General features: G+C 62.2%; 23 protein-coding genes and 1 riboswitch. Of the genes, 6 read left to right on the top strand and 17 right to left on the bottom strand.

Features of this window, described 5'->3' with window-relative positions; translation table 11 throughout:
- Nucleotides 1-63: 63 nt before the first annotated feature.
- Entirely contained in the window at nt 64-1,212 is a 1,149-nt protein-coding gene (locus tag HU762_RS22145) for a TDT family transporter (protein WP_186640670.1), read from the bottom strand.
- Between the two features lie 352 nt (nt 1,213-1,564).
- Here HU762_RS22145 and HU762_RS22140 point away from each other — a divergent pair, with 352 nt between their 5' ends.
- Entirely contained in the window at nt 1,565-5,035 is a 3,471-nt protein-coding gene (locus HU762_RS22140; protein ID WP_186640648.1) for a PAS domain-containing hybrid sensor histidine kinase/response regulator, read from the top strand.
- A gap of 178 nt (nt 5,036-5,213) precedes the next feature.
- Here HU762_RS22140 and rmuC read toward each other — a convergent pair whose 3' ends face one another.
- A complete protein-coding gene (rmuC, locus tag HU762_RS22135) occupies nt 5,214-6,602 on the bottom strand; it encodes a DNA recombination protein RmuC (RefSeq protein WP_186640669.1) in 1,389 nt (462 codons plus the stop codon).
- Between the two features lie 175 nt (nt 6,603-6,777).
- Nucleotides 6,778-7,101, bottom strand: coding sequence for a sel1 repeat family protein (locus tag HU762_RS22130; RefSeq protein ID WP_186640647.1), 324 nt, complete (start codon nt 7,099-7,101; stop codon nt 6,778-6,780).
- Between the two features lie 903 nt (nt 7,102-8,004).
- On the opposite strand from HU762_RS22130, the gene HU762_RS22125 reads away from it, so the two are divergent.
- The 3 genes from HU762_RS22125 to HU762_RS22115 all read left to right on the top strand — a co-directional run bounded on the left by HU762_RS22125 (nt 8,005) and on the right by HU762_RS22115 (nt 10,406).
- The gene (locus HU762_RS22125; RefSeq protein ID WP_007898912.1) at nt 8,005-8,229 is read left to right on the top strand and encodes a hypothetical protein; all 225 of its coding nucleotides are present in this window, start codon (nt 8,005-8,007) and stop codon (nt 8,227-8,229) included.
- A gap of 275 nt (nt 8,230-8,504) precedes the next feature.
- A complete protein-coding gene (locus tag HU762_RS22120; RefSeq protein ID WP_186640646.1) occupies nt 8,505-8,987 on the top strand; it encodes a hypothetical protein in 483 nt (160 codons plus the stop codon).
- A gap of 144 nt (nt 8,988-9,131) precedes the next feature.
- Nucleotides 9,132-10,406: an outer membrane protein transport protein gene (locus tag HU762_RS22115; protein ID WP_186640645.1), complete on the top strand. Its 1,275-nt coding sequence runs from the start codon at nt 9,132-9,134 to the stop codon at nt 10,404-10,406.
- 102 nt (nt 10,407-10,508) lie between these two features.
- Here the strand turns inward: HU762_RS22115 and HU762_RS22110 are convergent, their stop codons facing one another.
- The 13 genes from HU762_RS22110 to cobO all read right to left on the bottom strand — a co-directional run bounded on the left by HU762_RS22110 (nt 10,509) and on the right by cobO (nt 21,834).
- Complete coding sequence (locus HU762_RS22110; protein ID WP_186640644.1) at nt 10,509-11,060, bottom strand: glutathione peroxidase; 552 nt, start codon at nt 11,058-11,060, stop codon at nt 10,509-10,511.
- Nucleotides 11,061-11,243: 183 nt separating this feature from the next.
- Nucleotides 11,244-12,452, bottom strand: coding sequence for an MFS transporter (locus tag HU762_RS22105; protein ID WP_186640643.1), 1,209 nt, complete (start codon nt 12,450-12,452; stop codon nt 11,244-11,246).
- A 52-nt stretch (nt 12,453-12,504) separates the two neighbouring features.
- Nucleotides 12,505-12,909: a MarR family winged helix-turn-helix transcriptional regulator gene (locus tag HU762_RS22100; protein ID WP_186614483.1), complete on the bottom strand. Its 405-nt coding sequence runs from the start codon at nt 12,907-12,909 to the stop codon at nt 12,505-12,507.
- A gap of 72 nt (nt 12,910-12,981) precedes the next feature.
- Nucleotides 12,982-13,713 carry an adenosylcobinamide-GDP ribazoletransferase gene (locus HU762_RS22095; RefSeq protein ID WP_186640640.1) on the bottom strand — a complete coding sequence of 244 codons (732 nt, stop codon included), beginning with the start codon at nt 13,711-13,713 and terminating at the stop codon, nt 12,982-12,984.
- 2 nt (nt 13,714-13,715) lie between these two features.
- A complete protein-coding gene (cobC, locus tag HU762_RS22090; RefSeq protein WP_186640638.1) occupies nt 13,716-14,291 on the bottom strand; it encodes an alpha-ribazole phosphatase family protein in 576 nt (191 codons plus the stop codon).
- Nucleotides 14,288-15,343 carry a nicotinate-nucleotide--dimethylbenzimidazole phosphoribosyltransferase gene (gene cobT / locus HU762_RS22085; protein WP_186640636.1) on the bottom strand — a complete coding sequence of 352 codons (1,056 nt, stop codon included), beginning with the start codon at nt 15,341-15,343 and terminating at the stop codon, nt 14,288-14,290. Before cobT ends, cobC begins: the two co-directional genes overlap by 4 nt.
- Nucleotides 15,340-15,861 (bottom strand): bifunctional adenosylcobinamide kinase/adenosylcobinamide-phosphate guanylyltransferase, encoded by a 522-nt coding sequence (gene cobU, locus HU762_RS22080; RefSeq protein ID WP_186640634.1) that lies wholly within the window; start codon nt 15,859-15,861, stop codon nt 15,340-15,342. The genes cobT and cobU overlap by 4 nt, the downstream gene beginning before the upstream one ends.
- Nucleotides 15,862-15,873: 12 nt before the next feature.
- Entirely contained in the window at nt 15,874-17,355 is a 1,482-nt protein-coding gene (locus HU762_RS22075) for a cobyric acid synthase (protein WP_186640632.1), read from the bottom strand.
- Nucleotides 17,352-18,344 (bottom strand): threonine-phosphate decarboxylase CobD, encoded by a 993-nt coding sequence (gene cobD, locus HU762_RS22070; RefSeq protein WP_186640630.1) that lies wholly within the window; start codon nt 18,342-18,344, stop codon nt 17,352-17,354. Before cobD ends, HU762_RS22075 begins: the two co-directional genes overlap by 4 nt.
- Complete coding sequence (gene cbiB / locus HU762_RS22065) at nt 18,337-19,245, bottom strand: adenosylcobinamide-phosphate synthase CbiB (RefSeq protein ID WP_186640628.1); 909 nt, start codon at nt 19,243-19,245, stop codon at nt 18,337-18,339. Before cbiB ends, cobD begins: the two co-directional genes overlap by 8 nt.
- Nucleotides 19,242-19,892: a 5,6-dimethylbenzimidazole synthase gene (gene bluB, locus HU762_RS22060; protein WP_186640626.1), complete on the bottom strand. Its 651-nt coding sequence runs from the start codon at nt 19,890-19,892 to the stop codon at nt 19,242-19,244. The genes cbiB and bluB overlap by 4 nt, the downstream gene beginning before the upstream one ends.
- A complete protein-coding gene (locus tag HU762_RS22055) occupies nt 19,889-21,211 on the bottom strand; it encodes a cobyrinate a,c-diamide synthase (protein WP_186640624.1) in 1,323 nt (440 codons plus the stop codon). The genes bluB and HU762_RS22055 overlap by 4 nt, the downstream gene beginning before the upstream one ends.
- A gap of 11 nt (nt 21,212-21,222) precedes the next feature.
- A complete protein-coding gene (gene cobO, locus HU762_RS22050) occupies nt 21,223-21,834 on the bottom strand; it encodes a cob(I)yrinic acid a,c-diamide adenosyltransferase (protein ID WP_186640622.1) in 612 nt (203 codons plus the stop codon).
- A gap of 78 nt (nt 21,835-21,912) precedes the next feature.
- A riboswitch (cobalamin riboswitch) is annotated at nt 21,913-22,124 on the bottom strand.
- Nucleotides 22,125-22,283: 159 nt separating this feature from the next.
- Here cobO and HU762_RS22045 point away from each other — a divergent pair.
- Together HU762_RS22045 and HU762_RS22040 are read left to right on the top strand one after the other, a co-directional pair.
- Complete coding sequence (locus HU762_RS22045; protein WP_186640620.1) at nt 22,284-22,868, top strand: hypothetical protein; 585 nt, start codon at nt 22,284-22,286, stop codon at nt 22,866-22,868.
- Nucleotides 22,869-22,933: 65 nt separating this feature from the next.
- Nucleotides 22,934-24,244 (top strand): sorbosone dehydrogenase family protein, encoded by a 1,311-nt coding sequence (locus HU762_RS22040; RefSeq protein ID WP_186640618.1) that lies wholly within the window; start codon nt 22,934-22,936, stop codon nt 24,242-24,244.
- Between the two features lie 149 nt (nt 24,245-24,393).
- Here HU762_RS22040 and HU762_RS22035 read toward each other — a convergent pair whose 3' ends face one another.
- The gene (locus HU762_RS22035) at nt 24,394-24,927 is read right to left on the bottom strand and encodes a C40 family peptidase (RefSeq protein WP_186640616.1); all 534 of its coding nucleotides are present in this window, start codon (nt 24,925-24,927) and stop codon (nt 24,394-24,396) included.
- Between the last annotated feature and the right edge of the window lie 19 nt (nt 24,928-24,946).

The following is a 24,946-nucleotide window of genomic DNA, read 5'->3' as shown; positions in this document are numbered from 1 at the left end:
GCGTGGACGCTTATTGGAATGACGCTTTTTCAATCCAGGCCACACATTACCTGTCTTTAACGATTATTTCGCCAGCCCCGCAATGCAGGGCGACACAAACAACTCACCGTGCCAGGCGCCCAGTAACGTGCGCCAGCCAACGATCAGCCACATCACCGCCAGCAGCGCCACCAGCGCGCAACCGAACACATTGAAAAAAACCAGGCCCAGCAGGCTCGCCAGCTTCAGCGTCGTCAGGGCGAATACACCCAGCGGAAAGGTGAAGCCCCACCAGCCGAGATTGAACGGGATGCCCTCGCGCAAGTAGCGCGCGGTGATCAGCAGCGCCATCAACATCCACCAGAACCCGAAGCCCCACAGGGTGACGCCGGCAATCAATCCTAGCCCGGAGGCGACCTCGCCCACGCCGGACAGGCCATTGGCGGCAAAAATAGTCGGCGCATCGCCCCCCAGCAGCAACATCCCCAGGGCGCCGGTTCCGATGGGACCGAGGGCCAGCCAGCTCGAAGCGGCCATGTTCTCGTGGGGCAGTTTGTGCAAGGCCATGCGCAACAGCAGAATGGTCAGGATGCTGAACGCCACCGGCAGGGAAAAGGCCCAGAGCACGTAGCTGGTCACCAGCATGACCAGTTGTGAATGAACATCGGCAAGGTGCGGCGCCAACAGCCCGCCGCTGGCAGCAGCGACTTCGGCGGCGACTACGGGCAGCAGCCACACGGCAGTCATCTGGTCGATGCGGTGTTCCTGGCGGGTAAACATCAGGAACGGAATCAGCGCGCCGCAGGCCAGCGACATCGCCACGTCGACCCACCACAACCCCTCGATCAACGGCAACACACCCTCGCCCAAGCGCGGCACGCCGAACACCAGGAAACCATTGATGATCGTCGCCAGCCCCATGGGGATGGTGCCGAAGAACATCGACACGGTTGAATGTCCGAAAATCCGCCGGGCCTCATCGAAGAAAAGCACCCAGCGAGCGGCATAAAGTCCCGTGAACAAAACGAAGAGGAGAATGTTGAACAACCACAGCCCTTCGGCCAGCGCGTGCAAACCGGGGTTGGGCCCTGGCAGTTGCGCCAGGGCCAGGGCCAGCACGCCGGTGCCCATGGTCGCGGCAAACCAGTTCGGGGTGAATTGTCGAATCACCTCCATTGGCCTGGGCAGGTGGCTAAGGGGTCGCAAGGGATATTTTTCGGCACGGCACGGCATGGTCATTTCCTCTCCTCGGATGAGGTGAGGCCATGCTAGAGCCGAAGAGAATATCTATATAACGGGTAATTTCTGTATGGGTTATCTATTCGCCAGATAACACCTCAAACGCTGCCCTCAGTCTCGATTACCAGAGTTCTCGCTTCACCCCTAGGACTGGCCACATGCTCGGTGCCACGGATGCGTAGAAAATGGACTTGCTGCGAATGATTTTCAAGAGGACGTCCGGGAAAAGGCTTGGGCACCAAGACCACCCTCACGCCTCGACCTTGGTCGACACTGACGAACCCGAGCGGGCGTGCGAGACTGTCGTGCCGGGCTCAAGCCCGGGCGTATTTGTCTGGGAGTTTCCATGTCGCTGTCCAGCGGGCTGATCGCCATCGTTGCCCTGGCCTATATGGCCATCATGTTTGCCATCGCCTTCTACGGGGATCGGCGCAGCACGCCGTTGCCACCGCGCGTGCGGGCCTGGGTCTATAGCTTGTCGCTGGCGGTGTATTGCACCAGCTGGACGTTCTTTGGCGCCGTGGGCCAGGCCGCCGAACAGCTCTGGTCATTCCTGCCGATCTACCTCGGGCCAATCCTGCTGCTGGTGTTTGCGCCGTGGGTCCTGCAGAAAATGGTGATGATCAGCAAGCAGGAGAACATCACCTCCATCGCCGACTTCATCGCCGCCCGCTATGGCAAATCCCAGTCACTGGCAATTGTGGTCGCGCTGATCTGCCTGGTCGGCGTGTTGCCCTACATTGCCTTGCAACTCAAGGGCATCGTGCTGGGAGTGAACCTGCTGATCGGCGCGGGTGCCGATGCAATGGGCACCCGCGCCCAGGACACGGCACTGATCGTCTCGCTGATCCTGGCGCTGTTCACCATCGTGTTTGGCACACGCAACCTGGATGCCACCGAACACCACCGCGGCATGGTGCTGGCGATTGCCTTCGAATCGCTGGTCAAGCTGTTCGCTTTCCTGGCGGTTGGCGCGTTCGTCACGTACGGCCTCTACGACGGCTTCGACGATCTGTTCAACCAGGCGATGCTCGCGCCTCGCCTGGAGCAATACTGGAAAGAAACCATCAACTGGCCGTCCATGGTGGTGCAAACCGGGGTGGCGATGATGGCGATCATTTGCCTGCCCCGGCAATTCCACGTCACCGTGGTGGAAAACATCGACCCTCAGGACCTGCGCCTGGCCAAGTGGGTGTTTCCCGCCTACCTGGCCCTGGCCGCGCTATTCGTGGTGCCGATCGCACTTGCCGGACAAATGCTGCTGCCCAGCTCGGTGCTGCCGGATTCGTTCGTCATCAGCCTGCCACTGGCCCAGGCTCATCCTGCCCTGGCGGTGCTGGCATTCATTGGCGGCGCCTCGGCCGCCACCGGCATGGTCATCGTCGCGAGCGTCGCCCTGTCGACCATGGTTTCCAACGACATGCTGCTGCCCTGGCTGTTGCGCCGCAACAACGCCGAGCGGCCCTTCGAAGTGTTCCGCCAGTGGATGCTGTCGGTACGTCGGGTAAGCATTGTCGTGATCCTGCTGCTGGCCTACGTCAGCTATCGACTGCTCGGTTCGACGGCGAGCCTGGCGACCATCGGCCAGATCGCCTTCGCCGCCGTGACGCAACTGGCGCCCGCCATGCTCGGTGCGCTGTACTGGAAGCAGGCGAACCGACGCGGTGTGTTCGCCGGCCTCGCCACCGGGATTTTCCTCTGGTTCTACACGCTGGTGCTGCCGATCGCCGCCCACAGCCTGGGCTGGTCGCTCGGCAGTTTCCCCGGCCTGGCCTGGCTGCACAGCAATCCACTGGACCTGCCGATCACCCCATTGACGCAAGGCGTGGTCTTGTCGTTGGCCGGCAACTTCATTCTGTTCGCCTGGGTCTCGGTGTTGTCGCGCACTCGCGTGTCGGAACATTGGCAGGCCGGACGGTTTATCGGCCAGGAGATCAACGCTCGCCCCAACCCGCGCTCGATGCTGGCGGTGCAAATCGATGACCTGTTGCAACTGGCCGCTCGCTTCGTCGGCGAAGAACGGGCGCGCCAGAGCTTTATCCGGTTCGCCTATCGCCAAGGCAAAGGCTTCAACCCGAGCCAGAACGCCGACAGCGAATGGATCGCCCACACCGAGCGCCTGCTGGCCGGTGTGCTGGGGGCTTCTTCGACGCGGGCTGTGGTGAAAGCGGCGATCGAAGGCCGCGAGATGCAACTGGAAGACGTCGTGCGGATCGCCGACGAAGCGTCCGAGGTGTTGCAATTCAACCGCGCGCTGCTGCAAGGCGCGATCGAAAACATCACGCAGGGCATCAGCGTGGTGGACCAGTCCCTCAGGCTGGTGGCGTGGAACCGTCGCTATCTGGAGCTGTTCAATTATCCCGACGGCCTTATCAGTGTCGGCCGGCCGATTGCCGACATCATCCGCTACAACGCCGAGCGCGGCCTTTGCGGTCCTGGCGAGGCTGAAGTCCATGTTGCCCGGCGCCTGCACTGGATGCGCCAGGGGCGTGCGCACACCTCGGAACGGTTGTTCCCCAACGGCCGGGTGATCGAGTTGATCGGCAACCCGATGCCCGGTGGCGGATTTGTCATGAGTTTTACCGACATCACCGCGTTCCGCGAAGCTGAAAAAGCCTTGACCGACGCCAACGAAGGGCTCGAGCAGCGGGTCGCCGAACGTACCCGCGAGCTGTCGCAACTGAACCTGGCGCTGACCGACGCCAAAGGCACGGCCGAAGCGGCCTATCAATCCAAGACCCGCTTCCTCGCCGCCGTCAGCCATGACCTGATGCAACCCCTCAACGCCGCGCGCCTGTTCTCCGCGGCGCTGTCCCATCAGCACGAAGGCTTGCCGAGCGAAGCCCAGCAATTAGTGCAGCATTTGGACAGTTCGTTGCGCTCAGCCGAAGATCTGATCACCGACCTGCTGGACATCTCCCGACTGGAAAACGGCAAGATCAACCCTGACCGCAAACCGTTCGCCCTCAACGACCTGTTCGACACCCTTGGCGCCGAGTTCACGGTGCTGGCGCGCGAGCAAGGCCTTAAATTCCGGGTTCGCGGTTCACGGCTGCGGGTAGACAGCGACATCAAGTTGCTACGGCGGGTCTTGCAGAACTTCCTCACCAACGCCTTCCGCTACGCCAAGGGACCGGTGCTGCTGGGCGTACGCCGCCGCGACGGCGAGCTGTGCCTGGAGGTCTGGGATCGCGGGCCGGGCATTGCCCAAGACAAACTGCAGGTCATCTTCGAAGAATTCAAACGCCTCGACAGCCATCAGACCCGCGCCGAGAAAGGGTTGGGCCTGGGCCTGGCGATTGCCGACGGGCTGTGCCGCGTCCTCAGCCACTCGTTACGGGTCCGCTCTTGGCCGGGGCGCGGCAGTGTGTTCAGCGTCAGCGTGCCGTTAGCCCGAACGCAAGCCGTCGAGCCCCACATCGCGCCCGAACCCAACGGCCAATTGCCCAGCGGCGCGCAGGTGCTGTGTGTCGATAACGAAGACAGCATCCTGATCGGCATGAACAGTCTGCTGACCCGCTGGGGCTGCCAGGTACGGACGGCGCGCAACCGTGAAGAATGCGAACGCTGGCTCGCCCAGGGGGTCCGCCCGCAATTGGCCCTGGTGGATTTTCATCTGGACGACGGCGAGACCGGTACCGAGCTGATGGCCTGGCTGCGCACGCGCATGGGCGAACCGGTGCCGGGGGTGGTGATCAGCGCCGACGGCCGGCCCGAGACAGTGGCGCAGGTGCATGCGGCGGGCCTGGATTACCTGGCCAAACCGGTCAAGCCGGCGGCGTTGCGGGCGTTGTTGAGTCGGCATTTGCCGTTGTAATAACGGGGGCACGGTCCCCCTGTGGCGAGGGGATTTATCCCCGCTGGGTTGCGCAGCAATCCCCATGGCCAGACCGCAGTTCACCAGACGAACCTTGTTAGCCGATTTGCGGCTGCTGCGCAGCCGAACGGGGATAAAACCCCTCGCCACAGGTTCGCAGTGTGCACAGTCACCGGAATCACTCTTGTACTTTCGTGGGCCTTTCTTCCGGCAACTCAGGCAACCCATCCACATCCGCCATCGCTCTCTCAAGCAACTCGGGCGGTAAGCTCTTGCTGGCCCGGGCACCGAGCAATTTCAGCTGTTCGCTGCGGCTGATCAGGTTGCCGCGCCCTTCTGTCAGCTTGTTGCGTGCGGCGCTGTAGGCTTTGTCCAACTGCTGCAAGCGGCTGCCGATTTCGTCCAGGTCTTGAATGAACAGGACGAATTTGTCGTAAAGCCATCCCGCCCGCTCGGCGATTTCCCGGGCGTTCTGACTCTGGCGCTCTTGCTTCCACAAGCTGTCGATCACCCGCAACGTCGCCAGCAAGGTGGTCGGGCTGACAATCACGATGTTGCGATCGAACGCCTCCTGGAACAGGTTCGGCTCGGCTTGCAGCGCGGCAGAAAATGCCGCTTCGATCGGCACGAACAGCAACACAAAATCCAGGCTGTGCAACCCGTCCAGGCGCTTGTAATCCTTGCCAGCCAAGCCTTTGACGTGAGCGCGCAACGATACGACATGTTGCTTGAGGGCAAGCTGGCCGATGGCATCGTCTTCGGCGGCGACGTATTGCTGATAGGCGGTCAGGCTGACCTTGGAGTCGACCACCACTTGTTTGTCGCCGGGCAGGTAAATCAGCACGTCGGGCTGGAAACGTTCGCCGTCCGGGCCTTTGAGACTGACCTGAGTCTGGTATTCGCGGCCCTTTTCCAAGCCGGCATGTTCGAGCACTCGCTCCAGAATCAGCTCGCCCCAGTTGCCCTGGGTCTTTTGTCCCTTGAGGGCACGGGTCAGGTTGGTGGCTTCATCGCTCAGGCGCAGGTTCAGCTGCTGCAGCCGCTCCAGCTCTTTGCCCAAGGAGAACCGTTCGCGCGCCTCGGCCTGATAACTTTCCTCGACACGTTTTTCGAAGGACTGGATGCGTTCCTTCAACGGATCGAGCAATTGCCCCAGGCGCTGCTGGCTGGTTTCGGCGAAACGCTGTTCACGCTCATCGAAGATCTTCCCGGCCAGTTCGGCGAACTGGGCCCGCAACGCATCTCGCGAACCTTGCAGGTCGTCCAGGCGCTGCTGATGGCTTTCCTGCTGCTCGCGCAATTCGGCCTGCAACGAAGCCGCGTGGGCATCGAGGCGTCGCAGTTCCGCTTCTTTATTGGCGCGCTCCAGGTTCCAGGCATGGGCCGCGTCCCTGGCATTGTCGCGCTCGACCTGCAGCAACTCGACCTCGCGACAGGCGGCGGCAAGTTCGGCTTGCTTGGCGGCATTGGCCTGGCTCAGGTCACTGATTTCGTCACGGCAGGCGTCGAGTTGGGCGTTCAGCCCATCGTGGGCCATGTGGGCCGTGCTCAGGCGCTCTTCGAGCAATGCCAGCTCAGTCTGCGCGGCAGTGGCCCGACGTTGCAGGTGCCAGGCCAGCGCCAGCAACGGCATTGCTGCGCCCGCCAGGCCTAGCAACAGGCTGGTCAAATCCAAAGCCATGACAGTCCCTGCCGATCAAATAAAGCCCGAAGGTTAACCAAGCAGCCAGGCGTTGCCCAGCTCAGTCTTCGATTTCACCCAACGCCAAGCGGGCGCGGTGATCGCCGGCCCGGGCGGCCTGGCGTAACAAGTCGTGACCGATGCGCCGGTCCCGCGCATTACCGCACTCGCGACACATCAGTTGCCCGAGGCGACTTTGTGCGGCCACCACCCCTTCTCGGGCCGGTTGCTTGAGCAAACGGCCGGCCAGATGCTTGACGCTGGGGCGTTCTCCCAGGCGTGGGCTATCCAATAGCCACTCGGCGACTCGCATCGACATGCGCTTGGGTGGGGTAACACCCGAGGGTGCGGAGGTAACAGGATTTGATACTGAGCGAAACTTCATGACGCACTACGGGACAGATCGGAAGGCGCGCCACTCTACTCCTTTTTTCGTCCGGGTAAAGTCGAAAAAAACCAGCACGCCCGTGCTAGAGCAAGCGCTTGGGACAATCCACAGAAGCTGTGGATAACTCAGTGGACAACCTACCCTGAACTGTCCGCAAGCCCTGTGGAACGGGGCCTGCGCTCAAACTGACGATTTTTTCACCAGTCAAAAAAAGCGATGTTTTTCATTGACTTAAATTTTGGATACAGGCACCCACCCCCGATTGTCCCCACATGACAATACGGTGACAGCCCACACCGGGAGTGTGTACAAGTAACATCCGAAGTGGTTATATCGCCGCGCTTTATTGGCACATCGGGCGCAGAAAACCCTGTGGACATCCACAGATCTCTGGCATCGGGCCATTATTTTCGTCGCATCTGGACCGCACTGGATCTTTTTTGACCAGAGCCCTTCCCTTCCACGATTCGATCCGTTAGTATCCGCGGCGTTAGTACCAAGCTGAAAGTCAATTCTGGGTCGGAAACATCTCTGCGGTCAGCCATCCTCAAAAGGACGCCTTACCGAAAAAAGAGACCGCCCCCCTCGATGGTTTCCAGGTAATCCTTGCGCCAATACACTTCGAACGAATGCGAAGCGTGCTGCCAGGCTCACTACTCTGACCGAACCAACCTGCAAAATTGATCAGGATCTTCACCCTGGGCCCAGAACCTTTGCCCTTGATGTGCTGCCTGCCCTCCTAAGTACCTACCTGCCAGCCCAAGCGCGCACTCATATAGCGCTCAAACTGGCTGCTTTGTTCCAGTCGGGTTCTTCGTTCGACCAACGGTGGTCGACGTTACTGGAACGTTTTAACGTTGCACGGTTCTTAACCGTGTCATTTGTAGGAACACCCATAACATGTCTACTCAAATCCACACACAGGATGCGATCCGCACCCTAACCAACGCTTTTGCCCCAATGAACTGCCTGATCATGGCCGCTCGCAAAGGCTGCTTCAGCTTCACGCTGGTCAACGAACACGGCATCGCTCGTCATAGCGAACGCTTGTATCCCGACCAGTACTCCAGCGCGGAACCGCTGCAGGCCGTGATCGAGCGTACCCGTCAGGCACTGGTTGCCTGAGACGCCAGACAGCTGAAACTTCAAAGGCCCCGCCCAAAACGCGGGGCTTTTTATTGCCCAACGTTTCTCGATAAAGCGCAACGGCTTAAGCACAAACCGCTATAACAGTCATAACCGTTCGACGAACTTGGTTTAAAAACAGGCCTTTACAGCGCAGATATGACACTACACTTCAACTCGAGCGGCATGATCCGCTTTCGGCGAAGCCTGATCCGATCCACTCGCTGCCAAGCCCTTACCGTCAGGCTTCGCCCATTTCCCATCTCGAGGGTTTTATGGGTATCGCCGCCAGCGAACTGTGTAGATACGTGATCCGCCCGACGCTCCTGTATCTTGGGCGTCACAGCACTACCGCGGAAACCTTGTTGCTGGGTATTGCCGCCAGCCAGTCCGGCCTGGGCGCTGCCCTACATGATCGCCGCGGACACGGTTTGTACCGCATTACCGAACCTCGCCACCAAGCGCTGTGGGACGATTATCTGGCGCTGGATCCGGAACGTGCCAGCCTGGTTCGCGGCCTGGCCAGCCAACATGCCTTCCTCAGCAGCCCCCATCTGGAATTGACCGTCAACCTGCGCTACGCCACCGCCATCGCCTGGTTGTTGGTCGAAGAACAAGCCGCCCCATTGCCCAGCGCCGACGACTTGCTGGGTATGGCCCGGATCTGGCGGCAGACTTTTCACCCTCAAGGTCGTCTGCGAGATTTCACCTGCGCCTGGCAAAACTGTGTTTCACCGCTGAATCAGGTCGCTTGCTGAATGGAAAAAAGGAAAGTTCCTACAAAAGCGCTGACTTTGGTCGGATTGTCCTACAAAACCCCTCTAAATCAAGCCATACAAGCTATAGCGCTTGACCAAAAATGTTGGTAATTTTCGCCCCGGTGATCACCTGGAGTTCTAACAATGAAAAAAATGATGCTCAAAACCACCCTTGGCCTTGCCGTTACCTTGGCATCCACCCAAATTTTCGCCAGTGGCTTTGCCTTGAACGAACAAAGCATCAGTGGCATGGGCACTGGCTTCGCGGGTCGTTCTTCTTCTGCCGATGATGCGAGCACTGTGTTCGGCAACCCTGCCGGCATGTCGCGCCTCAAGCGCCAACAAGTTACCGGTGGTTTCGCTGTCATCGACGCGTCCACCGATCTCAGCGACACCAGCGGCACCCAGTCCGGCACCAACGATGGCGACATGGTCCCGTTCACTGGCGTTCCGATGGGCTACTACGTCAAGCCTATCGATGATCAATGGGCGTTCGGCCTGGGCGTCTACGCCCCGTTTGGCCTGATCACCGACTATGAAAACAGCTTCCAGGGCCGCAATTTCGGCAGCAAGAGCGAAGTGAAGGTCGTGACCTTCCAGCCAACCATCAGCTACGCCTTCAACGACAAGGTGTCGATTGGTTTTGGCCCGACCATCAACCGGATTTCTGGTTCGTTGGAGTCGGCGCTGACTACGCCATTCTCGCCTAACGACGGTAATGTCCAGATCAAGGGCGACGACATTGGCTACGGCTATAACATTGGCTTGCTGGTCCAGGCCACCGACACCACCCGTGTCGGCCTGACCTACCACTCCAAGGTCAAGTACAAGCTTGAAGGCCACACCGAAGTGAGCCCGGGCGCTGGTACGCCTGGCTTCCTGTTGAGCGGTGATCGTTATGACGCCTCGCTGGACATCACCACCCCTGAATCGTTGGATTTCTCGGTCACCCAGCAAATCAATGACGCCTGGACTGTCTACGCCGGCAGCACCTGGACCCGCTGGAGCCGCCTGAAAGAAATCACCGTAAATAATGACGTAACGAGCGGCGGCGCCCTGAACCCAACCCTCTTCGGCACCATCACCGAAGAACAGAACTGGCATGACACCTGGGCCTACGCCATCGGTACCTCCTACCAGTTGAACAAACAGTGGGTACTGCGCACCGGCCTGACCTTCGACCAGTCGCCTGCCAACAACACCGACCGCTCGCCACGCATTCCTACCGGCGACCGGACCATCTTCAGCCTGGGTGCCGGCTGGAGCCCAACCGAAGACCTGACCATCGACGTGGCTTATTCCTACCTCAAGGAAGAAAAAGTCAGCGTCAACAGCAGCAACGCTCTGGGCCAGGCCTACAACGCTGAATACGAAAACAGCGCCAACGGCTTCGGTGTCGGTGCAACCTACCGCTTCTGATATTCACGGCGAGGCTGACTGTAACCAGGCAGCCGCTCGTCACTTGAAGCGAAAAAAAGCCCCGCTTCCTGCAAAGAGGCGGGGCTTTTTCGTGGCTGGCGGTCAGGGTTTGGAAGCGATGGCTGTTTCCACTGCCTTGATGAAATCAGGATCGTCTGGCTTGACCCGGCTGGAAAAACTGCCGACCACGTTGCCCTGGCGGTCCACGACGTACTTGTAGAAATTCCATTTCGGCGCGCTGGATTGTTCGGCCAAGTGCCTGAACAACGGAATCGCGTCCGAGCCCCGTACCGGTTGCGGCTCGGTCATGGTGAAGGTTACGCCATAGTTGACGTAGCAGACCTTGGCCGTCTCCGCGCCATCCTTGGACTCCTGTTTGAAATCATTGGACGGTACGCCCAGCACCTCCAGCCCTTCGCCCTTGTAGCGCTGGTTCAGCGCTTCCAGTCCCTTGAACTGTGGAGCGAACCCACAGAAGCTGGCGGTGTTGACCACCACCAAGGGCTTGCCGGCGAAACGCTGGCACAGATCGACGGTTTCCTTGGCCCTCAACTTCGGCAATGAGCCTTCCAGCAACGGCGGGCAATCAGCCGCCCATACGTGCCCGGACACAGCCAGCAGCAGGGCGGGAACAGCAAGCCAACGCATCAGCATGTCGGATTTTCCTTGTAAGCCTGTCAGACCAAGACGTTACTCCGCCGCGACAGGTGCCGTCCATCAATCAGCAGCTACCCATGCCCAGTTGCATCAAGGCCAGCCCGCCCTGGTGCCAGCCCCACCAAGCGAACGCCAGCAGCAGAGCCGCACCGGCCGCGAGCAACCATGGGCCGACGCGACTCATGCCGCACCGGCCTGGACTTGCAGACGCGCCACCGGACGTTCACGCACCGGCCAGTTCAGCGCCGCCGCCAGCAGGCTTAGCAGGATCGACACTTGCCAGATCAAATCGTAACTGCCGGTGCGGTCATACACCACGCCGCCCAGCCAGCCGCCGAGGAATGATCCCAACTGGTGGAACAGGAACACGATCCCACCCAACATCGAGAGATTTCGTACACCAAACAGGGTCGCCACCGTGCCATTGGTCAACGGCACCGTCGACAACCACAAGAAGCCCATCGCCATTCCGAACACGTAGGCCGTGGTGGTCGTCACCGGCAGCCACAGGAACAGGCCGATCACCACCGCTCGCGCCAGGTAAAGCCCGGTCAGCAAGCGCGGCTTGGACATGCGCCCGCCGAGCCAACCGGCGGTGTAGGTACCAAAGATATTGAACAGCCCGACCAGGGCCAGCACGGTGGTGCCGACGCTGGCCGGCAGGTGTTGGTCCACCAGATAGGCCGGCAGGTGTATGCCGATGAACACCACCTGGAAGCCGCAGACAAAAAAGCCCACGGCCAACAGCCAGAACCCTGAGTGGCCGCACGCCTCGCGCAACGCTTCGGAGAGGGTTTGTTCGTTGCCGCTCAGTGGCGCCGGCGCATCCTTCAACATGCTCACCAACGGCACGATCAACGCCACCAGCAGCCCCAGCGCCAGCAGCGCGGCGGACCAGCCGAGCCAACCGATCAAACCCAGCGTGCCCGGCAACATGGCGAACTGGCCAAACGAGCCGGCGGCACTGGCGATGCCCATGCCCATGCTGCGTTTTTCCGGCGGCACGGCCCGCCCGACCACGCCGAGGATTACCGAGAACGACGTGCCAGACAGGCCGATGCCGATCAACAGGCCAGCGCTCAACGACAGCGACCATGGCGAATCGGCCATGCCCATCAACACCAACCCGAGTGCGTAGAGAACGCCACCGATCAACACCACTTTCGCCGCACCGAAGCGATCGGCCAGCGCGCCGGTGAACGGTTGCGCCAAGCCCCAAATCAGGTTCTGCAGGGCAATGGCGAAGGCGAACACCTCGCGGCCCCAGCCGAATTCGGCGCTCATGGGCGCGAGGAACAGGCCGAAGCCATGCCGCACACCCAACGACAACGCCAGGATCAGCGCACTGCCGACCAGGACCCAACCACAGGTACGCCACATCGATGTCATTGTTATTCTCCGGTCGCGGGTATATACCCACTTATCATCGGACGAAGCGGCGTCACGCCAGTTCATCCAGCAAGGCCAGCAAGGTCGCGCGTTTCTCGGCGCCAAGCTTGTCGATCAGTTTCTGTTGCGCCGCTTCCCAGGCCGGCAATGCCGCCGCCAACCGCGCATGCCCTGCCTCGGTGAGCACGACGATACGGTTGCGCAGGTCGTCGCCCTCGGCCAGGGTCACCAACCCCTCGCCTTCCAGCACCCGCAGGTTGCGCCCCAGGGTGCTGCGGTCCAGGCCCATGGCCTCGGCCAGCGAGGAAATGCTCGGCTGGTCCAGGCGCACCAGGTTATTGAGCAAAGAATACTGGGCGACGTTGATCCCGAAGCCGTCGAGAGCGCCGTCGTAATACCTGCTGACGCCACGAGCGGCACGACGCAGGTTGATGCACAGACATTGGGAAGGAAGCATGATGCGTGTATATACCCGCGACTGAATGAATGCAAATTTAAATCAACGGTTGCGTGCCGGCAAGGGCCGGATTCAGCCCAACGCCAGCATCACCAGAGCGACCATTTCCAACAGCTCCAGCATGGCGCCGGCGGTATCGCCGGTGCATCCCTGCAACCTGCGCAGCATCAGCTGTCGCAACCCGAAAAATGCCAGCGCGGCCACCGCCAGCGACCATAGCCCCGCCCAGCCCGCCACCCCCACACAACCCAGCGCCCAGGCGGCCAACACCTGCCAGCCCAGGCGCCGCGGAAGATGATCGGCAAGCGCCTGGCCTAAACCACCGGCGCGCACATAGCGCGTCGTCAGGAACAACCCCAGCAGTGCGCCACGCCCTACCACCGGCACGATAAGCAGCGCCAACGTCTGCTCCTGCTCGATCAACGCCACCAGCGCGGCCCATTTGAGCAGCAGCACCAGCACCAGCGTCACGACCGCAATCGGCCCGCTGCGAGGATCTTTCATGATCAGCAACGTGCGCTCGCGATCGCCGAAACCGCCGGCCCAGGCATCGGCGCTGTCGGCCAGGCCATCCAAATGCAGCCCGCCGCTGAGCAACACCCATGCCGCCAGCAACAGCGCGGCATGAAGCAGCAGGGGCGCGCCGAGCAACAGCGCATCGAGCAACCACAGCACGCCACCGAACAGCAGCCCTACCAAGGGGTAAAACAGCAGTGAACGGCCCAGTTGTTCAGGCTCGGGCATGCCGGGCAGGCGAACCGGCACGCTGCTCAGAAATTGCAAGGCGATCCAGAAGGGCAACATCGTCAATCCACCTCTTCAAGCACGGAGCCGGCCGACACTGAAAGGGAAAACAGCGCGCCGTGGCCGACTTCGACATTGAGCAACTGCTCGCGCGGCAGGCCACGTGCCCGAGCCAGCAGCAGGCGCATCACGCCGCCGTGGCTGACCAGCAAGACACGCTGCCCGGCGTAGGCCTGGTGCAAGCGTTCGATCGCCAGCAAGACACGCGTCGAAAATTCGAGCACCGGCTCGCCTTCGGGCGGCGTGAAGGCATAAGGATCGGCCCAGAAGCGGCCGAGGGCTTCGGCGTCGGTCTCCATCAAAGCCGCCGCGCTGCGGCCTTCCCAGGCGCCGAAATGCAGCTCTTGCAGGTCTTTGTCCACTTGCACCGGCACGCCGAGCCGACTGCCGAGCTGCTCAGCGAAACGAGCGCAGCGCTGCAAAGGCGAACTCACCAAGCGATCCCACGGCCCGCCTTGTGCGACCGCCGCGTGCATCTGCTCCCAGCCCCTGGCCGTCAACGCATCGTCGAGGCTGCCGCGCAAGCCGCCGCCCAGCTCGGTTTCACCGTGACGCAGCAGGTCCAGGCGCAAGGTCATGCCGGACGATCCGCCACGGCCGCTTCGGCAAACGTCGCCATTTGCCCGTGAAGGTCACAAGCCAGGCGTAACAGTGGCACCGCCAACGCCGCACCACTGCCCTCGCCCAGGCGCAAACCGAGGTCTAGCAGCGGTTCAGCGCCGAGGGTTTCCAGCACATGGCGATGACCTGGCTCGCCACCGCGATGAGCGAACAGCAACCACGGCCGGCATGCGGGATTGAGCCGCACCGCCACCAGGGCCGCGACGCTGCAGATGAACCCATCCACCAGCACGGCGATGCCCTGCTGGGCACAGGCCAGATACGCACCGACCAATGCTGCGATCTCAAATCCGCCGAGGTTGAACAAGGTCTGCAACGGATCCTCGCTCTGGGCCTTGTGCAGCGCCAGCGCCCGTTCGATCACCTGAGTCTTGCGGCTGATACCCGCCGCATCCAACCCTGTGCCCGGCCCGACCAGATGTGCTACCGGGCATTCGAGCAAGGCACAGGCCAGGGCGCTGGCCGCCGTGGTGTTGCCGATGCCCATCTCGCCGCCGATGAACAATTGCGTCCCGGTCGCCAAGGCGCGCATTGCGCTGTCGCGCCCAGCTTGCAAGGCCTGTTCACCTTGGGCAAAGGTCATGGCCGGGCCCTGGGCGAAATTGGCGGTGCCAGGCCCCACGTTCAAATGGCGCACGCCGGGCAGGTCCAACGAGGGCGTGACGGTGCCCAAGTCGACCACTTCCAGCGAGGCGCCCAATTGCCGAGCCAGGACACTGATGGCCGCGCCGCCGCTGACGAAATTGAGCAGCATCTGCCCGGTCACTTCCTGGGGAAAGGCCGATACGCCCTCAGCCACCACACCGTGGTCCCCGGCAAAAATCGCGATCCACAGCCGGTCCAGGCTCGGCTTGACCTGCCCTTGCAGGCCCGCCAGTTGCACCGCCACCGACTCCAGCCGTCCCAGGGAACCGGCCGGTTTGGTCAGTTGTTGCTGACGGGCTGCGGCCTGCTCCAGCGCTTGGGTATCAACAGGCTTGCACGGTTCCAGCCACCACCGGTGATTCATAACGCAGTACCTTTGAGAGTCAGGGGCAGGCCAGCAACGGTCAGCACGACGCGCTGACAACGTTCGGCCAGGGCTTGATGCAGCCAACCGGCTTCATCGACGTAACGGCGAGTCAATTCGCCCAGCGGCACGACACCCATTCCGGTTTCGTTGCTGACAAAAATGATTTCACCGGGCAGCGAGTCGAGGCAGTCCAACAGTGCTTCGCGCTCGGCGTTCAGTTGCTCGAGATTGTCGAGCATCAATAGATTGGTCAGCCAAAGGGTCAGGCAATCCACCAGCAGGCATCGATCGCTGGCGGCGTTATCGCGCAATACCCCCGCCAGCGCCAACGGCTCTTCCAGCAACGCCCATTCCACCGGACGCCGGGCGCGGTGCTGGGCGACACGCTCGTTCATCTCGCCGTCCAGCGGTTGGCTGGTGGCGATGTAAGTCACCGGCAATCCTGTGTCCGTGGCGAGTTTTTCAGCCAGGCGACTCTTACCGGAGCGGGCACCGCCGAGGATCAGTTGCAGCATGTTTTTTACCCTTCAAATAGGCGAAGTTGCTGCCGGCGCGCCATGGATCCCACACAGCTCACGCAACAGCCGGGTATCCAGATGCCGCTCTACCAGATCCGCCAACCGCTCAATGTCCCGCTCGCGTAATCCGTGGTAATCCACCGTTTGCACATCTTGCACGCCGGCCCAACGCAACAAGGCGCTGCTGGCCGCCGCTGATTCGAACAGTCCGTGCAGATACGTACCAAAAACCTGTCCATCAAGGCTCTGGGCGCCATCGCAGCGGCCGTCTTCCAGATAGACAGCGGCGTATTCCAGCCCGGCGCCGGTGGTCACGCCGGCATGGATTTCGTACCCGCTGACCTCGGCATCTTCCAAGGCCAGTCGCCCACGTACATTGCGCAGTTGCTTCTCGCGCTCCAGCGTTGTTTCGAACTCCAGCAGCCCCAGCCCGGCGCTGGAACCCGGTGCACCTTCCAGGCCGAGCGGATCGTGGACCTGCTGGCCAAGCATCTGCAAACCGCCACAAATGCCCAGCAATTTGCCGCCGTAGCGCAGATGCCGATGGATCGCCGTTTTCCAACCGTTGGCCCGCAGGTAGGCCAAGTCGCTGCGCACGCTTTTCGAACCGGGCAGGATGATCAGATCCGCCGGCGGGATGGCTTGGCCGGGGCCGATGAATTGCAAGTCGACCTGCGGGTGCAGGCGCAGCGGATCGAAATCCGTGTGATTGCTGATGCGCGGCAAGACCGGCACCACCACCTTGAGCACGTGTTCGGCTTTGTCGGTTTGGCGCTGGTCGAGACCGTCCTCCGCTTCCAGATGCAGGTCCATCACGTAGGGCAATACGCCGATCACCGGTTTGCCGGTGCGCGCTTGCAACCAATCCAGGCCAGGCTGCAGCAAGGCCAGATCACCGCGAAAGCGGTTAATGACAAAGCCCTTGACCCGCGCCTGTTCGCTGGGCGAAAGCAATTCCAGGGTGCCGACCAAATGAGCGAATACCCCGCCGCGATTGATGTCGGCAATGAGCAACACCGGGCAGTCCACCGCCTCGGCGAAACCCATGTTGGCAATGTCGCCGGCCCGCAGATTGATCTCGGCCGGCGACCCGGCGCCCTCCACCATGACGACCGGATACGCGGCGCTCAAACGTTCATGGGAAGCCAGCACCGCTTGCATCGCGATGGCCTTGTAATCGTGATAGGCCACGGCGTTCATGGTGGTCACGGCGCGGCCATGGATGATGACCTGGGCGCCAGTGTCGCTGTTGGGCTTGAGCAGGACCGGGTTCATGTCGGTATGCGGTTCGAGGCCGCAGGCCTGGGCCTGGACGGCCTGGGCCCGGCCGATTTCGCCACCATCGGCGGTCACCGCGCTGTTGAGGGCCATGTTCTGCGGCTTGAACGGCACCACACTCACCCCTTGACGCCTGACCCAGCGGCACAGCGCCGTGACCAAGGTACTTTTGCCGGCATCGGAGGTGGTGCCCTGCACCATCAAGGTGGTCATCGAATGTCCTTGGCGTAGGCCTCGAACGCCTGTTCGAGGCGCGAGAATTCAGCGTCATCGGCAGGAAGCCCGAAGCGCAGGCTGCTGGTGTGGGTGAACAATCGCAGGAGAATGCCGCGATGGGCCATGAAGTCGTGAAGCGCCTGGGCATGCTCGGTGATCAGCCACTGGAACAACCCGCAGCCGCCCTGCGGCTTGAAGCCATGGCGCTCCAGCGTCAATGCCAAGCGTTGACTGGTCTGCTCGCAACGCAGTCGTTGTCGCGCGTGCGCCTCAGTGTCCAGCAGGCACGCCTGGCCCAGCACCCGGGTCGGTCCGCTGATGGCCCACGGCCCGACCTGTTCGGCGAGCAGCTTGAGCAAGCGCCGCTCGGCCAGGACGAACCCCAGGCGAACCCCGGCCAGGCCGAAAAACTTGCCGAACGATCGCAACACGATCAACCCGACCTGATGCGCATAGGCGGCAAGGCTCAGCTGCGGAGTGACGTCCATGAACGCTTCATCCACCACCAGCCAGCCGCCGCGCTGGGCCAGGCGGGCGTGCCAGTCCAGCAGGCGTTCGGGGCACAGGCTCAGGCCGGTGGGGTTGTTGGGGTTGACGACCACCAGCACGTCGAGGCTGTCGAGAAAGAAGTCCACTTCCGCCTCCAGCACTTCACGCACGATGTAGCCACTGCGGCGCCAGGCTTCGGCGTGCTCGGCGTAACAGGGCGACAAGACGCCAACCTTGCCGATCCGGCGCAGTCGCGGCAGCAGTTGGATCGCCATTTGCGAGCCTGCCACCGGCAGCACATGCGCTGCCTCGTAGTAATCGCAAGCAGCCTGCTCCAAGCCATCATCGGTTTCGGGCAGGCGCGCCCAGACGCGCAGTGGAATAGTCGGAATATCGAACGGCCAGGGCGCCAGGCCGCTGGACAGGTCGAGCCAGTCGGCCTCGGCAATGCCGTATTGCCGGGCCGCGTTGCGCAGTCGTCCACCGTGTTCAAGCATAAAACTCGGCTCCGAGGCAGAGAATCAGCAGCCATAACCATACGCCGCGCTGGACCAATTGCCAGCCACGATCGATGGAATCGGCGCTCGCCGGCACGCCTTCGCCCAACGGTGGGCGTTGATGCAGTTCGCCGTGATACACCGCCGCGCCGCCCAGCTCGACGCCCAACGCCCCGGCACCGGCAGCCATCACCGGCCCGGCATTGGGGCTGTCCCAGGTCGGTCCCTGGGTACGCCAGCATTTGAGCGCCAAACGGGTCTGGCCGAGCACGGCGTAGGTCAGCGCCACCAGGCGCGCGGGGATATAGTTCAGCACATCATCGATCTTCGCCGCCGCCCAGCCGAAACGCTCGAAGCGCTCATTGCGATAGCCCCACATGGCGTCGAGGGTATTGCTCAACCGGTACAACACCACACCGGGCGCACCGGCCACGGCGAACCAGAACAGCGCGGCGAATACCGCGTCGCTGCCGTTTTCCAGTACCGACTCAGTCGCGGCGCGGGCCACGGCGGTTTCATCCAGCCCAGCGGTTTCGCGGCTGACCAGATAGCCGACACGCTGGCGCGCTTCATCCAGATCGCCTTTGCGCAGCGCCCGCGCCACCGGCTCGACGTGCTCGCCGAGGCTGCGCAGGCCGAGGGCGCAGTACAGCGCCAGAATATCCACCAACCAGCCAATCATGGGCGCCCAGGACAGGGCCGTTGCCAACAAGGTCAACGGCAATACCGCAATGATCCACGCCGTAACGCCATGGCTGCGCCAGCCGCGCCCGCCGGAATTGAAACGTTGTTCGATACGGTTGGCGAAACGGCCGAACGCGACCAGCGGATGCCCGCGCCGAGGCTCGCCCAACAGCGCATCCAGCGCGACCGCGGCGGCACTGAGCAACGCCACGCTCATGGCCGCACGCCCCAACGGTTTTCATACAGCAATTCGTTGAGCGGACGCGGTTGCGCCCAGCCTTCCAGGGCGAGCATGGGCGCCGGGTAAAAACCCTCTACCGGGCCCAGGCAAAGTATGGCCAACGGCTTGGCCCCGGCGGGCAGGCCCAGCAGGTCGGCCAGCGCCTGGGGCTCGAACAGCGACACCCAGCCCATTCCCAGCCCTTCGACGCGGGCCGCCAGCCACAGATTCTGGATGGCGCAGGACAGCGAGGCCAAGTCCATTTCCGGCAACGTCCGGCGGCCGAAGATGTGCCGCTCGCGATCGTCCATCAAGGCCGCCACCAGCACCTCGGCACTGTCGTTGATGCCTTCGACCTTGAGTTTCATGAATTCATCGCTGCGCTCGCCCAAGGCCTCGGCGGTGCGGATGCGTTCCTGCTCCACCAGATCGCGGATCTGCCCGCGCACGGCGCGGTCACTGATGCGGATAAACCGCCAAGGTTGCATCAACCCGACGCTGGGCGCCTGATGCGCCGCTTCCAGCAGTCGGCGCAGTAACGCCGGTTCGACCGTGCCGCCGGTGAAGTGGCGCATGTCACGGCGTTCGGCGATAGCGCGGTAGACGGCTTCGCGTTCGGCCTCGGAGAAGGCGTTGTCGGTCATGGCCTGCTCGCGGCAACGGGCTCAAGATCCGGCGCAAACAGCGCGGCAACGGCCCTCGGATTGGACGGGAAATAAAAATGCACGTAGGAAGCCGTCATCCGTCCTTGCCGGAAAACCGCTTCAGCCCCACGCCCACCGTTAGGGCTGTGACCACGGGCAATGGGCGCCAGCTCGGTGCTGGTCAGGGAGTGATGATAGGTATGCCCGCGCAGGGTGCCTTCCGGCAGTTCAACCGATTGCAGCGCCAAGGCCGCCAGGCGCGTCTGCATCTGCGCATCACCGCGCAACAGGCCGAGCAGCTCGGCGCGGGCGCCTTCGACGTCGGTCAATGAATCGAGCAGATACAGCATGCCGCCGCATTCGGCGAGCAACGGTTTGCCGGCTTCATGGTGCGCACGGATCGCCGCCAGCATCGGCGCGTTGCCGGCCAGGGCAACGTGATGCAGTTCCGGATAACCGCCGGGTAGATAAAGACTGTCCGTCTCAGGCAGCGAGGTGTCATGAATCGGCGAAAAGAAGCGCAGCTCGGCGCCCATGGCCCGCAGCAGATCCAGGCTTGCGCCGTAGGTGAAGGCAAACGCTTCATCCCGGGCCACGGCAATGCGCACGCCGTCGAGCCATGGCTCAACTGCGACCGGTTCGGGCGCCGCGAATTCGACCCTGGGCGGCAGCGCGACTTCACAACTGCTGGCCAACGCCTCGGCGGCGGCGTCGAGGCGAACATCCAGGTCGTTCAACTCGCTGGCCTGGACAAGGCCAAGGTGACGGCTGGGCAATTCGATGCCGGTTTCCCGCGAGAGCGCGCCGTACCAGCGCAGGCCTTCGGTGAGGCTGCCTTCGAGCAACTGGGCATGACGCAAGGTGCCGACCCGGTTGGCCAACACGCCGGCAAACGGCAAGTCCGGTTGATAGCGGGCCAGGCCCAAGGCCAGGGCGCCGAAGGTCTGGGCCATGGCGGTGACATCGATCACTGCCAGCACCGGCACGCCGAAATGCCGCGCCAGGTCGGCGCTGGACGGGGTGCCGTCGAATAATCCCATGACGCCTTCGATCAGGATCAGGTCCGCTTCGGCGGCGGCTTCCCACAGCAGTCGCCGGCTCTCCTGCTCGCCGACCATCCACATATCCAGCTGATAGACCGGCGCGCCACTCGCACGCTCGAGAATCATCGGGTCGAGAAAATCCGGACCGCATTTGAATACGCGCACCTTGCGTCCCTGGTTGCGATGCAAGCGGGCCAGGGCGGCGGTGACGGTGGTCTTGCCCTGGCCGGAAGCCGGGGCGGCGATCAACACCGCCGGGCAATGGCGGCTGGTCATCGAAGCATCGCTCACAGTTCGACGCCCTTCTGCGCCTTGATGCCTGCCTGGAACGCGTGCTTGATCATGCCCATTTCGGTGACGGTGTCGGCCAGCTCGATCATCTCGGGCTTGGCGCCACGGCCGGTCACGACTACATGCTGCATTGGCGGGCGGGCCTGCAGGTCGCCAAGGACTTGATCGAGGTCGAGGTAACCGTGCTTGAGCGCGATGTTCAGTTCATCGAGCACCACCAGGCCAATCGATGGGTCGCCGAGCAGTTGCCGCGAGACGGCCCAGGCCGCTTCGGCTGCGGCGATGTCGCGCTGGCGATCCTGGGTTTCCCAGGTAAAGCCCTCGCCCATCACATGGAAGCGCACCTGCTCGGGGAAGCGGCGGAAAAACAGCTCTTCGCCAGTGCTGTTGCGCCCTTTGATGAACTGCACCACGCCGCACTGCATGCCATGTCCCATGGCCCGGGCCAACATACCGAACGCCGAGCTGCTCTTGCCCTTGCCGTTGCCGGTCAACACCAACAGCAGACCGCACTCGTTCGGTGAATTGGCAATGCGCTCATCGATCACGGCTTTTTTGCGCAGCATGCGCGCCAGGTGGCGTTCGTCGCGATCAGGCATGTCGGTCATGGGGAGCTCTCCGTTGGGACTGGATAACGGCGGGCGGGCACAAAAAAGACGGCAAGGAGCCTGGCATCGCCCACCGTGATGCCGTTGGATGAATCAGGCCGGTCTCCGGGCTCATGAGCGGCGTGGTGCCGGGCTGCGCGCCTTCCCATGTCTTGCGACACAGTGGCCCTGTACACAGCGTTGACTCATTTACCGTTGCGGGGGCAGCGCCGGGCTTGCATTCGCTCACCGGCTTCCCTGTTTCACCCTATCGGCCACGGCCATAGAGCACCTGAAACAAGCCGCGAAGGTTAGAGGGTTGGGGGTGGAGCGTCAATTAAAGCCGCCAGCTGTTTCGGTTCGTTAATTGGCCCCGATCAATAAATTGACGCCAATCTTGTGTGAATCTGCGGCAAGTGATATCAAAGAGACACTACGACCCGATATCACAAGAACAAGAGGGCAAATACATGCAAGGCATGATCATCAGCAATCCGAAGCTGGAATTCCTGCGCCCGGTGCTGGAACGCTGGTTCGACTGCATCGACCGTTACAACGCCGTGCGCGGCGATAACGACACACCCTACTGGCACGATGAGAAAGCCAACCTCGGACTGCTGGCAGCAGCAGCCTGGATGGCTGAAATGGTCACGCTGCAAAACGCACCGACCCGCAAACAGAATGAAGAAGGCGAGCGTAACGCCAGCGCCGACCTGCTGATCGCCAGCAGCGAAGAACGCGTTTTCATCCAGGCTACTCAACGCTGGCCCAAGGTCAACAACCTGAACCTGACCCAACCGTTGCAGGAAGCCGCCAGCGACGCCAAACGTATCAGTTATGCCAGCGACTTGAAGGTGGGCTGCCTGTTCGTCGCCCCGCAAAAAGTCCAGCAAAGCGCCACGCCCGAAGAACTGCAGGACATGATCGACGACTTGCAGAAAGAAAACACCTGCGCCGTGGCTTGGTACTTCCCCTACGCCTACCGCAAGTTGCGCAACGAGGCCGGCCATTATCACCCTGGCATCGCCTTGCTGTTGAAACAGGCTCACGGCTGACGGTTGAACCATCCCACGGCTACGCTTCTCTATGAATAACCACATGCATTCATAGGGAAGCCCGCATGCTCAAGCCACCGCATCTTTTAATCGTCGCCCTTGCTACTGGGCTTGCTGCTTGTGGCGAGTCTTCCACTTTGCAGGTGTCCGACGGTTTCGGCCCGTCGCCGAAACTGCCCGAACCGAACAAGACCCTGATTCCCACGGTGAACATCGCCGAAGCCGTCGGCTGGCCGGATGGCGCCAAGCCAACCCCGGCCCAGGGCCTGCAAGTGGCCGCGTTCGCCGAGGGCCTGGACCATCCGCGCTGGCTGTTCGTCTTGCCCAATGGCGATGTGTTGGTGGCGGAAACCAACGCGCCACCCAAGCCCGACGACGCCAAGGGCATTCGGGGCTGGGTGATGAAAAAAGTCATGGGGCGTGCCGGCGCTGGCGTGCCCAGTCCCAACCGCATCACATTGCTGCGAGACGCCAATCACGACGGCATCGCCGAAACCCGGACGATCTTCCTGGAAAATCTCAATTCGCCGTTCGGCATGACCCTGGTAGGGAATGACCTGTACGTCGCCGACACCGACCGGTTGATCCGCTTCCCTTACAAAGAGGGTGATACGCAGATCAAGGCGCAGCCCACCACGGTCGTCGATTTGCCGGGCGGCACCCTCAACCACCACTGGACCAAAAACGTGATCGCCAGCCGGGACGGCAGCAAGCTGTATGTCACTACCGGCTCCAACAGCAACGTCGCGGAAAATGGCATGGGGGTTGAGGAAGGGCGCGCGGCGATATGGGAAGTGGACCGAGCCACGGGCAAGCACCGCATCTTCGCCTCGGGCCTGCGCAACCCCAACGGCCTGGCGTGGGAACCACGCAGCGGGGCGCTGTGGACGGCGGTCAACGAACGGGACGAGATCGGCAGCGACCTGGTACCGGACTACATCACTTCGGTGAAAGACGGCGGCTTTTATGGCTGGCCCTACAGTTATTACGGGCAGAACATCGACGTCCGGGTCGAGCCGCAGAACCCCGACCTGGTGGCCAAGGCTATCGCTCCGGATTATGCCGTCGGTCCTCACACCGCCTCTCTGGGCCTGACTTTCGCCGAGGGCAGCAAGTTGCCCGAACCCTTTACCCAAGGTGCATTCATTGGGCAGCACGGCTCCTGGAACCGCAAACCCCACAGTGGCTACAAAGTGATCTTCGTCCCGTTCAATGGCGGCAAGCCGGTGGGACAGCCCGTAGACGTGCTGACTGGCTTCCTCAACGCAGACGAAAAGGCCCAGGGCCGGCCGGTGGGTGTGGTGATCGATAAGCAGGGAGGGTTGTTGGTGGCTGACGATGTGGGGAACAAGATTTGGCGGGTGTCAAAAAACTAGAGCTGAAACCGTTCCCCGTGGCGAGGGAGCTTGCTCCCGCTCGGTTGCGTAGCGACCGCTAAAAGCTTGGGGCTGCTGCGCCCGAGGCGTCGGACCGGCCCAGCGGGAGCAAGCTCCCTCGCCACAAGAGCCTTCAGTAAAAATCCTGGTCAGGGATTACGCGCCAGGTGTTCCGGCTGCAATACACGCTTGGCGCCCAGATAGGCTTTTTGCCAATACGCCTTGGAAAGACTGTCGAGCTTGACCGTCCCGCCGGTGGCCGGCGCATGGACGAAACGCCCTTCTCCTACGTAAATCCCGGCATGGCTGACCTGGGAGCCGCCATTGGTGGCGAAGAACACCAGGTCACCGCTCTGCAACGCGTCCTTGCCAACCTGTGGCGCGCGCATGCTGATCATTTCGCGAGTGGAACGCGGCAAGGAAATGCCGGCGGCGTCACGGTACACGTAGCCGATCAAGCCACTGCAATCAAAACCTGAATCGGGCGTGTTGCCGCCCCAGCGATAGGGTGTGCCCACCAGGCCCAGCGCTCGAAAAAGCACGTCTTCGGCGGCAGGAGAAAAAGTTTGGGAAGGCGCAAAAACCACCGGGGCCCGCACTGGCGCAGGCGGTGGGGTGCGGCTTGCGCAAGCGCTGAGCAGCGCGGCAACGAAAAGAACAGCGAGGCGGGCCGACGTCGACATAAGCAGAACAATCCTGATC

The organism is Pseudomonas sp. SWRI92, assembly GCF_014268685.1.
Taxonomy (GTDB): Bacteria; Pseudomonadota; Gammaproteobacteria; order Pseudomonadales; family Pseudomonadaceae; genus Aquipseudomonas; species Aquipseudomonas marvdashtae.
This window is presented reverse-complemented; position numbering and strand designations above follow the sequence as displayed.